The following is a 14,737-nucleotide window of genomic DNA, read 5'->3' on the forward strand; positions in this document are numbered from 1 at the left end:
AGGAGGCTATGTCAGGCACTGCCGACCGCAGAGGTTAGGTTGGGGGACCCGGAGAGGGAGGGTCACGAGCAGGTGGAGCGCAGGACGATCGGCGCGGCGGCGCTCACGGTGGGTGCCGTCGGACTCGGCTGCATGCCGATGAGCTGGGCGTACAGCGGTTCGCGGCAGCGTGGCGACGAGTCGGTCAGGGCCGTGCACCGGGCGCTGGACCTGGGCTCGACGCTTCTGGACACGGCCGACATGTACGGCCCCTTCACCAACGAACTGCTGCTGGGGCGGGTGCTGAAGGAGCGGCGCGAGGACGCCTTCGTGTCGACCAAGGTCGGCCTGCTGGTGGGCGAGCAGCACATCGTGGCCAACGGCCGCCCCGGCTATGTGAAGCGGGCCTGTGACGCGTCGTTGCGGCGCCTGCAGACCGACGTCATCGACCTCTACCAGCTGCACCGGGCCGACCCCGAAGTGCCCGTGGAGGAGACCTGGGGCGCGATGGCGGAGCTCGTGCGGGCCGGAAAGGTACGGGCGTTGGGGCTGTGCGCGATGGGCGCGCGGGGCGGCCGCCGCTCCGGGGCCCGGCTGTACGACGCCACGATCCGGCAGTTGCAGCGGGTGCAGCAGGTGTTCCCGGTGAGCGCCGTCCAGGCCGAGCTGTCGGTGTGGTCGCCGGAGGCGACGGAGGCCCTGCTGCCGTGGTGCGAGGCGCGCGGCATCGGCTTCCTGGCCGCGATGCCGCTCGGCAACGGTTTCCTGACCGGCACGCTCACCCCCGGCGAGGGCTTCGAACCGGACGACGTACGCGCCCGCCACCCCCGCTTCACCGCGGAGATGATGGCCGCCAACCAGCCGATAGTGGTCGGCCTGCGCCGTGTGGCCCGCCGCCACGGCGAGGACGTCACCCCGGCCCAGGTGGCCCTGGCCTGGGTGCTGGCGCAGGGGCGCCATGCGGTCCCGGTGCCCGGGGCGAAGCAGGAGCGCTGGGTGACGGACAACGCACGGGCGGCGACCCTGCGCCTGACGGCACAGGATCTCGCGGAGATGGCGGAGCTGCCGCGGGCGCAGGGATCCTGGGAGTAGGACCTGGGAGTAGGACCTGGGGGTACGGATTCGGGTCACCGCGGGAGGTTCCGTGGGTCGGGTTGCGGTGATCGGGAACCTGTGAGGCACGAGCGGTGTATGACAAGTAGAACCTGCCGCGAGACCGCCCCGTCGAAGGGACCATGATCGTGCAACGTCGAGCTGTGTCGGCCGTATTGGCCGCGACCGCGCTCGTGCTGACGGCCGGCTGCTCCTCCGACGGCGGAGGGGGATCGTCGGACGGCGCGGACAGCGCCACACCGAGCAGTACGACATCGAGGTCGTCGCCCACCGAACAGGCCGCCGAGGAGGCTCCTCCCGCCAAGGGCTCGGTGAAGGTGGTCCGCACCGTCGCCGAGGACCTGAGCACCCCCTGGGGCCTCGCCCCGCTCCCCGGCGGCGGCCTGCTGGTCTCCTCCCGTGACGAGGCCACGATCACTCGGGTCGACGAGACGGGCAAGAAGACCGAGCTGGGCGAGGTACCGGGGGTGTCACCGGCCGGCGAGGGCGGCCTCATGGGCCTCGCCCTCTCCCCGGACTACGCCTCGGACCACATGGTGTACGCGTACTTCACCTCGGCGTCCGACAACCGCATCGTGCGCATGCTGTACGACGAGCAGAAGCCGTCCGGCCAGCAGCTGGGCGCCCCCGACACGATCTTCAAGGGCATTCCGAAGGGCTACATCCACAACGGCGGCCGGATCGCCTTCGGCCCGGACAAGCTGCTGTACGCGGGCACGGGCGAGAGCGGCGACACCGGTCTGTCCCAGGACACCAAGTCCCTGGGCGGCAAGATTCTGCGCATGACCCCGGAGGGCGAGCCGGCCCCGGGCAACCCCTTCCCGGACTCCCCGGTGTATTCGTACGGCCACCGCAATGTGCAGGGCCTGGCCTGGGACGACAAGCAGCGCCTGTTCGCCGCGGAGTTCGGCCAGGACACCTGGGACGAGCTGAACGCGATCACACCGGGCGACAACTACGGCTGGCCGGAGGCCGAGGGCAGGTCGAGCGATTCCGAGTACCACAACCCGATAGCCCAGTGGGGCACGGACGAGGCCTCGCCCAGCGGCATCGCCCACGCCGAAGGCTCTGTCTGGATGGCGGGCCTCAAGGGCCAGCGCCTGTGGCGCATCCCTCTGAAGGGCACGGAGGCCTCGGCGGACCCGCAGGCCTTCCTGGAAGGCGAGTACGGCCGGCTGCGCACGGTGGTCTCGGCGGGCGGCGACAAACTGTGGCTGGTCACCAGCAACACGGACGGCCGGGGCGACCCGGAGGAGGGCGACGACCGGATCCTGGAGATACAGGTCAGCTGACGCCTGCGCCCGCCCTCAGTCCTCCGACGAGGAGTCTTCGTCGTCCGGCTGCGGCGGCCGTACGACGACCTTCCCGGACGTGAGGTCTATGGGCCCGCGTCCGGGGTCACCGTCGCCGACGTCCTCCCGGGTGAGCTCCAGCCGGTTCTGCTCGTCGCGGGTGTGCTTGCGGCCGGGGGCGAACAGTTCCTCGAAGGGGTTGAACACGGAGTCTCCCTCGGCAGGTGTCCTTTTCAGCGTAGACCTCAGGGCGCCGTCCGCATCGTGAGCGTTTCTGACGGAAACAGCCCCAGCCGATGCGCCACCGCCGCGGCCTCGCCGCGGCCCGAGACGCCGAGCTTGGCCAGGATGTTCGAGACGTGGACGCTGGCCGTCTTCGGAGAGATGAAGAGGACCTCGGCTATCTGGCGGTTGGTGCGGCCCGCGGAGACCAGGCGCAGGACGTCGCGTTCCCGGCCGGTCAGACCGAGGGACTCGGCGGGGTCCGCGGGGGCGTGCGACTGCTCGGGGGCCCTGTTCAGCCTGTTCAGGGGGATGCGGGCGCGTTGGGCGAGGAGCGTGACGGAGTCGGCGAGCGGGCGGGCGCCGAGGTGGTAGGCGACGGCGTGGGCGAGGCGGAGCAGCTCCGTGGCGCGGTCGCGGTCGTCGCCTCCTTCCCCCGGCAGCAGCAGGGCCTCGGCGAGGCGGAGGCGGACGCGGGCAAGGTCGTAGGGGCGCTCCAGGGCCTCGAAGGCGGTGACGACCTCCGTCCAGGTGTCCGCGCGGGCGTCGCCCTCGGCTCGGAGCAGTTCGGCGCGGACCCAGCGTTCGTAGGCCTGCCAGACGGGGACGTGGGTGGCCAGGGGCTTGGCCGTGGTGCGGATGCGTTCGAGGATCTCGGGGCGGCCCGGGCCGGCGGCGGGCAGGTCGCGGGCGTCGGCCTCCGCGACGGCCGCGCTGAGCAGCATCCGCCAGACATAGCGCTGGGTGGCGGGCGGGAAGCCGGCGTCCATGGCGCGCTCGAGTTCGGCGCGGGCGTCCAGGAGGCGGCCCTCGCCCGCGGCGATACCTATCGCGAGGCGGACCAGGGGCAGCCCGTGCTGGGGGGCGAGGTCGTGGCTGCCGAAGTGCTCGCGGGCGGCGGCCAGGTGGCTTGCGGCTGTGGCCAGGTCCCCCCGGTCGAGGGCGAGTTCGGCGCGGAGGGTGGCGTGGAAGCCGCGGGGCTTCGCGCTCTGGCCGACGCGTTCGGCCTTGGTGCCGGCTTCGGCGGCGCGGTCCCAGCGGCCCATGGAGTACAGGCTCTCCGCGAAGTTCCCCCAGATCCAGGCCTCGGAATCCAGCAGACCGAACTTCCGGGAGTAGGCGAGGCCTTCCTCCAGAACGGGAACGGCCTCCTTGGAGCGGCCGACGGATTCGAGGGCGTCGGGCAGGTTCATATAGGCGCGGGCCGCGATGGCGGAGATGCCGTACTCGACCGTCCGCTCTTTGACCTCGACCATCTCGGCGAGCCCCGCCTCTACATCGCCCGCCTCGACCATGAGGCCGCCGAGCGTGAGGCGGGCGTTCATCTCGGTCTCCCGGACGCCGACCATGCGCGCGTACTCCACCGCGCGTTCGGCGGCCGTGAAGGCGTCGGGACCGGGGGCGTGCACCATGGACCAGTTGGCGACGGTGGCGAGGACCTCGGCGTGCACCTTCGAGGGCGGCAGACCGCGTACGAGTTCCTGGGCGGTCGCCAGTTCGGCCCAGCCGTCGCCGCGGGCCTGTGCCTGGACCAGGCGGGAGCGCTGGGTCCAGAACCAGGCGGCGCGCAGTGGGTCGTCCTCGTCCTCCAGCAGTCGCAGCGCCCGCTTGATGATCTTCAGGGCGCGTTCGCGTTCCGAGCACAGCCGTCCGGCGACCGCGGCCTCGGCCATCAGGTCGAGGTAGCGCAGTGGGGTGGTGGCCGGGTCGCAGCCACAGGGCGGGTAGATCTCGGTGTAGTCGGCGGGTCGCAGCTCGGCGCGGACGTCCTCGGGGGTGGCGTCCCACAGCTCCATCGCGCGTTCCAGGAGCCGCAGTTGTTCGGAGTAGGCGTGCCGGCGGCGGGCGGTGACGGAGGCGTCCAGGACGGCGGGCAGGGCCTTGGCGGCGTCGTGGGCGTGGTACCAGTAGCTGGCCAGGCGCATCACGCGTTCTCCGGCCGGGACGAGCGTGGGGTCGGCCTCCAGGGCCCCGGCGTAGCGGCGGTTGAGGCGGGAGCGTTCGCCGGGCAGCAGGTCGTCGCCGACCGCCTCGCGGACCAGGGAGTGGCGAAAGCGGTAGCCGTCCCCGTCGGGCGCGGCGAGCAGGATGTTGGCGTTGACGGCGGCCCTGAGCGCCTCGATGAGGTCGTCCTCGGCGAGCCCGGCGACGGCTGCGAGCAGCCGGTACTCGACGGTGGAGCCGCCCTCGGCGACGATCCGGGCGACCCGCTGGGCGCTCTCGGGCAGTGCCTCGACGCGGACCAGGAGGAGGTCGCGGAGGGAGTCGGTGAGGCCTGTGCGGCAGCCCTCGTGGGCGGCCACGGCGAGTTCCTCGACGAAGAAGGCGTTGCCGTCGGAGCGTTCGAAGATCTCGTCGACCCGGGCCGGCTCGGGTTCGTGGGCCAGGATGCCGGCGACCTGACGGCCGACCTCGGCTCGGTTGAAGCGGCCGAGTTCGAGGCGGCGGACGGTGCGCAGCCGGTCGAGTTCGGCGAGCAGGGGGCGCAGCGGGTGGCGGCGGTGGATGTCGTCGGAGCGGTAGGTCGCGAGGACGACGAGGCTGCCGGTGCGCAGGGTGCGGAAGAGGTAGGCGAGGAGGTGGCGGGTGGAGGCGTCGGCCCAGTGCAGGTCCTCCAGGGCGACGACGACCGTGCGGTCGGCGGCGACGCGCTCCAGGAGGCGGGCGGTGAGTTCGAAGAGGCGGGCCATGCCCTCCTCGTCGTGCCGGCCCGGCCCGCGGGCAGTTGCCGTTTCGCCGAGTTCGGGCAGCAGCCGGGCGAGTTCCTCCTCCTGACCGGCGGCCGCGGCGGCGAGCTCGTCGGGCAGTGCGCGGCGCAGGGCGCGCAGGGCGGTGGAAAAGGGCGCGAACGGCAGTCCGTCGGCGCCGATCTCGACACAGCCGCCGAGTGCGACGACGGCTCCGCGCCGGCAGGCGGCGGTGGCGAACTCCTCGACCAGGCGAGTCTTGCCGACGCCTGCCTCGCCCCCGAGCAGTAACGCCTGCGGCTCGCCCGCGGCAGCGCGGGCGAGCGCGTCGTTCAGCGTGTCCAGCTCATCGGTGCGACCGACGAACACCGGACTGACGGACCTGGTCTCCACGAGGCCGAGCATCGCACGCGGGTCTGACAGTGCGGCACCGGTTTTCGCGGGGAGGCCGGGGAGGCCGTCCCCCGCCCCGGCACTCACGCCGTACGCGGGAACCGGTGCCTGCGGGGGCGGCCGGTATGCACCTCGCCCTCGGCGGCGCGCCGGGCGGCCTCGCGGCGGGCGGCGCGGCGGCCGCGGAGGGCCTCGCGGGCCAGCCGCTCCTGCTCGGCCTGGCGGATCAGTTCGGCGGAACGGAGCTGGGAGATCTCGTACTCATACATGGTGTGTCCCCTGTGTCCCTGGTGAGAGGCCGGTGTCGGCTTCGCTTGCTGCGATGTCTCCACCTTCGTCTCCCAGGCGGGGCCGCCACATCGGGAGAGTTCCGCATCTTCCGCGGCGGGCGGGGCCTTAGACGTGCGTGAGGGGCCTTAGGAGGGCCGTAAGTCGCTCACGGCGTTCCTAAGACCCCTCGGGTCACGTGGTGTGTCAGCTGGCCGACGGCAGTCCGAGCAGGACGTCGGTGTACTTCAGGACGGCCAGGAGCAGGCCGATGACGCCGAGCGAGACACCGCCCCAGGCGACGGACTTGATCCACACGGCCTGCGGCTTGCCGGGCGTCCCGAAGGCGGGCCGGACCAGGACCGCGGCACCGACGAGCAGCGCGACGAGCGCGAAGATGCCACCCCACATCGCGGTGGTCTCCCAGGCGTCGCCGTACACCTCCTTGACCTGCGTGGCGACGCTCGCGGTCGACGAGGTCCCCAGCTGGCCGATGAGGGTCTCGCGCGCGGCGGCCACGGTGGAGACCCACCCGCCGGTGAGCGAGACGACGCCGAGCGCGGCGGAGACGACGGCACCGGCACCCTGGCCCACGCCCGTCGGGCCCTCCGCCTCGACCGCCTCGAGCTCCTCGCCCAGGTCGTCGGCGTCGGTGTCGACGTCGGCCTCGGCCTCGGTCTTCGTCGCCTCGTCGGTCTTGGTCAGGTCGGTGGTGCCCGTCTTCTCCTCGTCGGTCGTGGTCTCGGCACCCGTCTCGGCGCCGGTCTCGTCAACTGTCTTGGTTCCCATGTCCGGCACCGTACGGATCCTGTCTGAGAGGTTTCTTAATGATCGCTGTGAGCGGCACGCGCGCGTGCGTCCCGCCACTCGGGCGCGAGAATCGACCACACCTCGAGGTCGTGCCGCACACCACCATAGGGGTGGCTCTCCCGGCGCACTCCCTCCAGGGTCATCCCCAGCCGCCGGGCCACGTTCAGGCTGGGCGTGTTCCCCGTGGCGGCGATCCACTCGACGCGGTGGATGCCGCGCTGCTCGACGGCGAAGTCGATGAGGATCCGCATGGCCCGGGTGACCAGACCGCGCCCGGTGCCGGCGGGTTCCAGCCAGCAGCCGACCTCGCAGTTGGCGTTCTCCGCGTCGAAGTTCAGGAACAGCACTCCGCCCACGAGCTTCCCCTCCAGCCACAGGCCGTGCAGGGAGGCGGTGTCGGCGGCGCGCATGTCGGCGTACCGCTGGAGCATGGCCCGGGTGGACTCCACGTCCGTCGCCTTGGAGCCGAAGGCGATGAACTGTCCGATGAACTCCCGCCCCCGGTCCAGATGCGCGAGGAACTCCTCGGCGTGCCACGGCTCCAAGGGACGCAGTTCGGCTCCGTCGTCACCCAGAGATATCGCGTACATCCTCTTCGTCCCGCCCCTTCATCAGTACGTCCGCCACCTCGGCGTCCGCCACGGCGGCCAGCCTTTCATGGGCGGCGCGGCGCTCGGGCGGCTCGATGCTGATGCGGGGCATACGGCGGTCCAGCCAGCGTGGCAGCCACCAGTTGGCGCCGCCGAGCAGGTGCATCAGGGCCGGCACCAGCAACGTACGGAGCACGAACGCGTCGAGGGCGACGGCGGCGGCGAGCGCGATGCCGAACATGGCGATCACCCGGTCTCCGCTGAGCACGAAGGCGAGGAAGACGGAGATCATGATGACCGCGGCGGAGTTGATCACCCGGCTGGTCTCGGCGAGACCGACACGGACGGCCCGCCGGTTGTCACCGGTCTCCAGCCACTCCTCGTACATCCGGCTGACCAGGAAGACCTGGTAGTCCATGGAGAGCCCGAAGAGGACCGACACCATGATCACCGGGAGGAAGGGCTCGATGGGCCCGGCGCGGCCCAGCCCCAGCAGCTCACTCCCCCAGCCCCACTGGAAGATCGCGACGACCACGCCGAAGGCGGCGGCGACCGCGGCGACGTTCATCACGGCGGCCTTCAGCGGGATGCCCACGGACCGGAAGGCGAACAGGAGCAGCAGACAGCCCAGGCCGATGACGACGCCGACGAACAGGGGCAGCTTGCCGACGATGACCTCGGCGAAGTCGTCGTAGCCGGCCGTCACCCCGCCGACCTGGACGTCGAGGGAGGTCCCGGTCTCGGCGCGCGGCAGGACGTCGCTGCGCAGCCGGTCGACGAGGTCGCTGGTCCGCTGGGACTGCGGCGAGGACTCGGGGACGATCGTGAAGTACGCGGTGTCGCCGCCGGAGTCGTATGTCACCGGTGTCACCGACGCGACGCCCTCGGTGCCGCGGACGGTGGCGTCGAGGTTGTCCAGGGCGAGCTTGTCCTCGGCGCCGTGGACGTGCGTGACGAGGGTGAGGGGGCCGTTCACGCCGGGTCCGAAGCCGTCCGCGAGGAGGTCGTACGCCTGGCGTGTGGTCGACGCCTGTGGGTTGTTGCCCTGGTCGGAGGTGCCCAGGTGGAGCCCCAGGGTGGGCAGGGCGAGGACCGTGATCACGCCCAGGGCGAGTGCGCCGAGCAGTTTGGGGTGGCGCTCGACGAACGCCGACCAGCGGGCGGCGAACCCGGTCGGCAGCTCGGGCTGGGGCCCGTGTTCGGTGAGGTGGCGCCGCTCGCGCCGGCTGAGGGCGCGCATGCCGATGAGGGACAGCAGGGCGGGCAGCAGGGTCACGGAGGCCGCGACCGTCAGGACGACGGTCAGCGAGGCGGCTATCGCGACACCGTTGAGGAAGCCGAGCCGGAGGATCAGCATCCCCAGCAGGGCTATGCAAACGGTGGCACCCGCGAAGACCACCGCTCGTCCGGTGGTGGCGACGGCGTTGGTGACCGCTTCCGTCACGGACAGGCCGCGTTTGAGGCCGCGCCGGTGTCTGGTGACGATGAACAGCGCGTAGTCGATGCCGACGCCGAGCCCGATCAGCATCCCCAGCATGGGCGCGAAGTCGGCGACGGTCATGACGTGCCCGAGCAGCACGATCCCGGCGTACGCGGTGCCGACGCTGACCAGCGCGGTGGCGATGGGCAGCAGTGAGGCGGCGAGCGAGCCGAAGGCGAGGAACAGGACGAGGGCGGCGACGGCCACGCCGACCACCTCGGCGAGGTGTCCGCCGGACGACTCGGTGAGCGCGATGGCGGTGCCGCCGAGCTCCACCTGGAGCCCGTCGCTCGCGGCGTCCTTCGCGGCGCTGACGACGGCCTGTGCCTCGCCCTGGTCGATGTTCTCGGCCGGATCGTCGAAGGTCACCGTGGCGTAGGCCGTGTGTCCGTCGGCGCTGATCCGGGCGGCGCCCTGATCGTCGTACGGGCCGGAGACGTCGGCCACGCCGGGCAGGGCCTCGATCCGGTCCAGGGCGCGGGTCATGGTCTGTTCGACGTCGGCGGCCCGGACGGTGCCGGAGTCGGTGTGCCAGACAACGGTGTCGCTGTCGCCGCCGAGGTCAGGGAAGCCGTCACGCAGCAGCTGGGTGGCGCGGCCGGACTCGGTGCCGGGGACCTCGTAGTCGTTCGAGTAGGCGGAGCCCGCGACGACGGCGGCCGTGCTCACTCCGCCGAGCGCGAGGAGCCACAGGAGAACGACGACGAGGCGTCGTTGGACACACCAGCGTGCGAGGGCTGCCACGAACGAGCTCCCGGGGGCTATATGTGGATCTTTGACCGGGGTCAGTCGTTCATGAGACATCTTCGAACTACACGATGTGAACGGCCCGCAAAGAACGCATGAGCAATGTGAGGACCACTCTGGCAGGCGGAAGTGATCGTTTGACGCGTTCGTGCGTTTATTCACAAGAGTGGGAGACAGATCACAGGACAGTAACGGGCACTCTGTCACCTCAGTCGAACTGGTCGCCCAGCGCCATCACCATCACGCCGGCGATCAGCAGCCACAGGGCCCGCCGGGTGCGCCCGCGGGACCCGAGGACCGACGCCAGCGCGCACACCACAGCGCCGAGGGCGTAGGCGGCCGGGACGAGCGTGGGGGCGGAGCCGGTGAGGCGGAGCGTCGAAGCGGCCAGGCCCGCGAGCGCCAGCAGCGCCCCGCCGGCGGCCGCCGTCCAGCGGGCCCGCCGGGCGTCCTCGGCCGGATCTCCGACGTCGTGTATCTCGGAATCACCGCGTCCACTCATGGCGGGCGAGCGTACCGCGTCCGGCTGAGAAATCGGATGCGGGGCCCGGCGGCCGACTGATAGTTTCCGCGCGTCTTCCGTCCTCGCGGCACCTCGCCGCCCACCTGAGCAGGTGCATTGTTTGAGCGTTCGGCCGAGCTCCTCCGTATCCCCTTCCGCTTCCCCGGACTCAAGGAGCCCGTTCACCGATGCCGGACAACACCCCGAGGACCTCGAATGAGGACCTCACCAAGCGGCTGACCCACGCCCGCTACCCGCGCAGCAACAGCTACGACGTCCGCTGGACCATCGAGAACCAGATGGGCCCGCACGCGCTGTGGCTGCTGGAGTGGCTCGCGCCCGCCCTCGGGCTGGACGCCCTGCGCCCGGGCGCCCGCGTCCTCGACCTGGGCTGCGGCCGGGCTATGACCTCGGTCTTCCTGGCCAGGGAGTACGACGCCCAGGTCACCGCGGCCGACCTGTGGGTCAAGCCCGACGAGAACGCCCGCCGGATCGCCGAGGCCGGATTCGCCGACCGGGTGCAGCCCGTGCACGTCGAGGCGCACGACCTGCCCTTCGCCGAGGGCAGCTTCGACGCCATCGCGAGCATCGACGCATACCAGTACTTCGGCACCGACGACCTCTATCTGCCTGGCCTGACCCGGCTGTTGAAGCCGGGCGGGCGGATCGGTGTCGTCGTCCCCGCACTGCGGGAGGAGCCGACGGGCACCGAGCCGCCCGAGCACCTCGCGCCGTGGTGGGAGCCCGACTTCTGGTGCTTCCACTCCCCCGACTGGTGGCGGCGCCACTGGACGCGCAGCGGGGCCGTCGAGGTCGAGGCGGCCGACTGGCAGCCGGACGGCTGGCGGGACTGGCTCCTGTGGTGCGACGTGGTCGCCGAGGAGAGCACCGAGGAGTTCCACGTGCGGATGGCCCGCCAGTGCGCGGAGATGCTGCGGGTGGACGAGGGGCGCGCGCTGGGCTTCGTACGGCTCGTGGGGCGCCGGCTCTGAGAACGAACCCGGGGGGATGCATCCGGTTGCGATGCATCCCCCCGGGCTTTCGACAACGGGACTCAGCCCTCGCTGACGCCCAGCTTCTGAAGGATCAGCTCCTTGACGCGGGCCGCGTCCGCCTGACCGCGGGTGGCCTTCATGACGGCGCCGACCAGGGCACCGGCCGCGGCCACCTTGCCGCCGCGGATCTTGTCCGCGACGCCCGGGTTGCCGGCGATGGCCTCCTCGACGGCGGTGGTGAGGGCGCCCTCGTCGGAGACGACCTTCAGACCACGCTTGTCGACGACCTCGTCCGGGGTGCCTTCGCCCGCGAGGACGCCTTCGATGACCTGGCGGGCCAGCTTGTCGTTCAGGTCGCCGGAGGACACCAGCTTGCTGACCCGGGCGACCTGCTCCGGCGTGATCGCCAGCTCGTCCAGGGTCTTGCCCGACTCGTTGGCGCTGCGGGCCAGTTCGCCCATCCACCACTTGCGCGCGGAGCCGGCGTCGGCACCGGCGTCGATGGTGGCGACGATCGACTCCAGGGCACCGGCGTTGAGGATCGCCTGCATCTCGGTGCCGCTGATGCCCCACTCCTCGCGCAGGCGGTTGCGGCGGACCAGCGGCAGCTCCGGCAGACCGGAACGGATCTCCTCGACCCACTCGCGCGTCGGGGCCACCGGCACCAGGTCCGGCTCCGGGAAGTACCGGTAGTCCTCGGCCTCCTCCTTGACGCGGCCCGAGGTCGTCGACCCCGTGTCCTCGTGGAAGTGCCGGGTCTCCTGGATGATCGTGCCGCCGCTGTTCAGCACGGCCGCGTGCCGCTGGATCTCGAAGCGGGCCGCGCGCTCCACGGACCGCAGCGAGTTCACGTTCTTCGTCTCGGAGCGCGTGCCGAACTTCTCCCGGCCGTGCGGGCGCAGCGACAGGTTCACGTCGCAGCGCATCTGGCCCATCTCCATACGGGCCTCGGAGACGCCGAGCGCCTTGATGACCTCGCGCAGCTCACGGACGTACGCCTTGGCCACCTCGGGGGCGCGCTCGCCCGCCCCTTCGATCGGCTTGGTGACGATCTCGATGAGCGGGATGCCGGCGCGGTTGTAGTCCAGGAGCGAGTGCGAGGCGCCGTGGATACGGCCCGTCGCGCCACCGACGTGCATCGACTTGCCGGTGTCCTCCTCCATGTGGGCGCGCTCGATCTCCACGCGGAAGGTCTCGCCGTCCTCCAGCTGCACGTCGAGGTAGCCGTTGAAGGCGATCGGCTCGTCGTACTGGGAGGTCTGGAAGTTCTTCGGCATGTCCGGATAGAAGTAGTTCTTCCGGGCGAAGCGGCACCACTCGGCGATCTCGCAGTTCAGCGCGAGACCGATCTTGATCGCGGACTCGACGCCGGTCGCGTTGACGACCGGGAGCGAGCCGGGCATGCCGAGGCAGGTCGGGCAGGTCTGCGAGTTGGGCTCGGCGCCCAGCTCGGTCGAACAGCCGCAGAACATCTTCGTCTTGGTGCCGAGTTCGACATGGACCTCGAGGCCCATGACGGGGTCGTACGACGCCAGCGCGTCCTCGTACGACACCAGGTCGATCGTGGTGGTCACGGTGAAACTTCCCTCTCAGCCCAGCAGGACGTCGTCGTCGCCCAGCCGCTTCAGCTCGCGGTAGAGGATGGCGAGGCCTGTGACGATGGCGACGGCGGACACGGTGGCGTCGATCAGGACCAGGGTGTCCTTGTCGGCGCGGGCCTTCTTGAGCCGCTTGGCGACGCCGATCGCGCCGAACGCGGTCCCGGCGATGGACAGGTACGTACCGGACTTGGACTTCTTGAAGCCCTTGGCCTTGGTCAGTGCGCTCACAGCGACGGTGCCTCCTCGATCAGCGGGTGACCCCACCTTTCCACGAAGGCGGCCTCGACGGCGGCGCCGACCTTGTAAAGGCGGTCGTCCTTCAGCGCGGGGGCGATGATCTGCAGCCCGACCGGAAGGTTGTCCTCCGGGGCGAGACCGCAGGGCAGCGACATGGCCGCGTTGCCCGCCAGGTTGGTCGGGATGGTGCACAGGTCCGCGAGGTACATCGCCATCGGATCGTCGGCACGCTCGCCGATCGGGAAGGCGGTGGTGGGCGTGGTCGGGGAGACGATCACGTCGACCTGCTCGAACGACTTCTCGAAGTCGTTCGTGATGAGCGTACGGACCTTCTGGGCGCTGCCGTAGTACGCGTCGTAGTACCCGCTCGACAGGGCGTACGTGCCGAGCATGATGCGGCGCTTGACCTCGGGGCCGAAGCCCGCCTCGCGGGTGAGGGAGGTGACCTCCTCGGCGGAGTGCGTGCCGTCGTCGCCGGTCCGCAGGCCGTAGCGCAGGCCGTCGAAGCGGGCGAGGTTGGAGGAGCACTCGGAGGGGGCGATCAGGTAGTACGCCGACAGGGCGAGGTCGAAGGACGGGCAGTCCAGCTCGACGATCTCGGCGCCCAGCTCTTTGAGGAGGGCGACGGACTCGTCGAAGCGCTGGATGACACCGGCCTGGTAGCCCTCGCCGCGGAACTGCTTGACCACGCCGACGCGCATGCCCGCGACGCTGCCGTTGCGGGCGGCCTCGACGACCGGCGGGACCGGGGCGTCGATGGAGGTGGAGTCGAGCGGGTCGTGCCCGGCGATGACCTCGTGCAGCAGGGCCGCGTCCAGGACCGTACGGGCGCAGGGCCCGCCCTGGTCGAGGGAGGAGGAGAAGGCGACCATGCCGTAGCGGGAGACCGCGCCGTACGTCGGCTTCACGCCGACCGTGCCGGTGACGGCGGCCGGCTGGCGGATGGATCCGCCGGTGTCGGTGCCGATGGCGAGCGGGGCCTGGAAGGAGGCGAGAGCGGCGGAGGAACCGCCGCCGGAGCCGCCGGGGATCTTGGTGAGGTCCCAGGGGTTGCCGGTCGGGCCGTAGGCGCTGTTCTCCGTCGACGACCCCATGGCGAACTCGTCCATGTTGGTCTTGCCGAGGATGACGACGTCGGCGGCCTTCAGCTTCTTGGTGACGGTCGCGTCGTACGGCGGGATCCAGCCCTCGAGGATCTTCGAGCCGACGGTCGTCGGGATGCCCTCGGTGGTGAAGATGTCCTTGAGCGCGAGGGGGACGCCGGCGAGGGGGCCGAGCTTCTCGCCCTTGGCCCGCTTCTCGTCGACGGCACGAGCCTGGGCCAGCGCGCCCTCGCGGTCGACGTGCAGGAAGGCGTGCACCTTCTCGTCGACCGCTTCGATGCGGGCCAGGTGGGCCTCGGTGACCTCGACCGCGGTGAGCTCGCCGGAGGCGATCTTCGCGGCGGTCTCGGCGGCCGTGAGCTTGATGATGGTGACGTTGTCCGTCATGGCGGTTAGTCCTCCCCCAGGATCTGCGGCACCTTGAAACGCTGCTGCTCCTGGGCCGGGGCGCCGGAGAGCGCCTGCTCGGGGGTGAGCGACGGACGGACCTCGTCCGCGCGCATGACGTTCGTCAGCGGGAGCGGGTGCGAGGTCGGCGGTACGTCTTGGTCGGCGACCTCACTGACGCGGGCGACCGCGCCGATGATGTCGTCCAGCTGTCCCGCGAAGTGCTCGAGCTCTTCGGGCTTCAGCTCCAGACGCGCCAGCCGTGCGAGGTGGGCGACCTCCTCGCGCGTGATGCCAGGCATGCAGCGATCCTCTGGGGTGAGTGTGTGTGG

At 71.1% G+C, this 14,737-nt stretch carries 14 protein-coding genes; 3 read left to right on the forward strand and 11 right to left on the reverse strand.

Features of this window, described 5'->3' with window-relative positions:
* Positions 1-72: 72 nt before the first annotated feature.
* A complete protein-coding gene (locus tag OG252_RS16945; protein ID WP_266433478.1) occupies positions 73-1,071 on the forward strand; it encodes an aldo/keto reductase in 999 nt (332 codons plus the stop codon).
* A 143-nt stretch (positions 1,072-1,214) separates the two neighbouring features.
* Positions 1,215-2,384, forward strand: a complete 1,170-nt coding sequence (locus OG252_RS16950) for a PQQ-dependent sugar dehydrogenase (protein WP_266433479.1) — start codon at positions 1,215-1,217, stop codon at positions 2,382-2,384.
* 15 nt (positions 2,385-2,399) lie between these two features.
* Here OG252_RS16950 and OG252_RS16955 read toward each other — a convergent pair whose 3' ends face one another.
* The 7 genes from OG252_RS16955 to OG252_RS16985 all read right to left on the reverse strand — a co-directional run bounded on the left by OG252_RS16955 (position 2,400) and on the right by OG252_RS16985 (position 10,082).
* The gene (locus tag OG252_RS16955) at positions 2,400-2,591 is read right to left on the reverse strand and encodes a DUF6191 domain-containing protein (protein ID WP_266433481.1); all 192 of its coding nucleotides are present in this window, start codon (positions 2,589-2,591) and stop codon (positions 2,400-2,402) included.
* Between the two features lie 38 nt (positions 2,592-2,629).
* Positions 2,630-5,698: a helix-turn-helix transcriptional regulator gene (locus tag OG252_RS16960; protein WP_329337001.1), complete on the reverse strand. Its 3,069-nt coding sequence runs from the start codon at positions 5,696-5,698 to the stop codon at positions 2,630-2,632.
* Positions 5,699-5,769: 71 nt separating this feature from the next.
* A complete protein-coding gene (locus tag OG252_RS16965) occupies positions 5,770-5,955 on the reverse strand; it encodes a hypothetical protein (protein WP_266433486.1) in 186 nt (61 codons plus the stop codon).
* Positions 5,956-6,160: 205 nt separating this feature from the next.
* Complete coding sequence (locus OG252_RS16970; RefSeq protein WP_329337004.1) at positions 6,161-6,742, reverse strand: hypothetical protein; 582 nt, start codon at positions 6,740-6,742, stop codon at positions 6,161-6,163.
* 35 nt (positions 6,743-6,777) lie between these two features.
* A complete protein-coding gene (locus OG252_RS16975; protein ID WP_266433490.1) occupies positions 6,778-7,353 on the reverse strand; it encodes a GNAT family N-acetyltransferase in 576 nt (191 codons plus the stop codon).
* The gene (locus OG252_RS16980; RefSeq protein WP_329337006.1) at positions 7,331-9,577 is read right to left on the reverse strand and encodes an MMPL family transporter; all 2,247 of its coding nucleotides are present in this window, start codon (positions 9,575-9,577) and stop codon (positions 7,331-7,333) included. The genes OG252_RS16975 and OG252_RS16980 overlap by 23 nt, the downstream gene beginning before the upstream one ends.
* A gap of 211 nt (positions 9,578-9,788) precedes the next feature.
* A complete protein-coding gene (locus OG252_RS16985) occupies positions 9,789-10,082 on the reverse strand; it encodes a hypothetical protein (RefSeq protein WP_266433494.1) in 294 nt (97 codons plus the stop codon).
* 188 nt (positions 10,083-10,270) lie between these two features.
* Between OG252_RS16985 and OG252_RS16990 the strand changes: the two genes are divergently transcribed.
* Positions 10,271-11,074 carry an SAM-dependent methyltransferase gene (locus OG252_RS16990; protein ID WP_329337008.1) on the forward strand — a complete coding sequence of 268 codons (804 nt, stop codon included), beginning with the start codon at positions 10,271-10,273 and terminating at the stop codon, positions 11,072-11,074.
* A 62-nt stretch (positions 11,075-11,136) separates the two neighbouring features.
* Here the strand turns inward: OG252_RS16990 and gatB are convergent, their stop codons facing one another.
* From gatB to gatC, 4 genes are read right to left on the reverse strand one after another with little or no spacing between them, the layout of a single operon-like run.
* Positions 11,137-12,651 carry an Asp-tRNA(Asn)/Glu-tRNA(Gln) amidotransferase subunit GatB gene (gatB, locus tag OG252_RS16995; protein WP_266433498.1) on the reverse strand — a complete coding sequence of 505 codons (1,515 nt, stop codon included), beginning with the start codon at positions 12,649-12,651 and terminating at the stop codon, positions 11,137-11,139.
* A 15-nt stretch (positions 12,652-12,666) separates the two neighbouring features.
* Entirely contained in the window at positions 12,667-12,906 is a 240-nt protein-coding gene (locus OG252_RS17000; protein WP_053747884.1) for a hypothetical protein, read from the reverse strand.
* The gene (gene gatA / locus OG252_RS17005; protein ID WP_329337012.1) at positions 12,903-14,405 is read right to left on the reverse strand and encodes an Asp-tRNA(Asn)/Glu-tRNA(Gln) amidotransferase subunit GatA; all 1,503 of its coding nucleotides are present in this window, start codon (positions 14,403-14,405) and stop codon (positions 12,903-12,905) included. The genes OG252_RS17000 and gatA overlap by 4 nt, the downstream gene beginning before the upstream one ends.
* Before the next feature lie 5 nt (positions 14,406-14,410).
* A complete protein-coding gene (gatC, locus tag OG252_RS17010) occupies positions 14,411-14,707 on the reverse strand; it encodes an Asp-tRNA(Asn)/Glu-tRNA(Gln) amidotransferase subunit GatC (protein ID WP_007384860.1) in 297 nt (98 codons plus the stop codon).
* Positions 14,708-14,737: the final 30 nt, after the last annotated feature.

Source organism: Streptomyces sp. NBC_01352 (assembly GCF_036237295.1).
GTDB classification, from domain to species: domain Bacteria; phylum Actinomycetota; class Actinomycetes; order Streptomycetales; family Streptomycetaceae; genus Streptomyces; species Streptomyces plumbiresistens.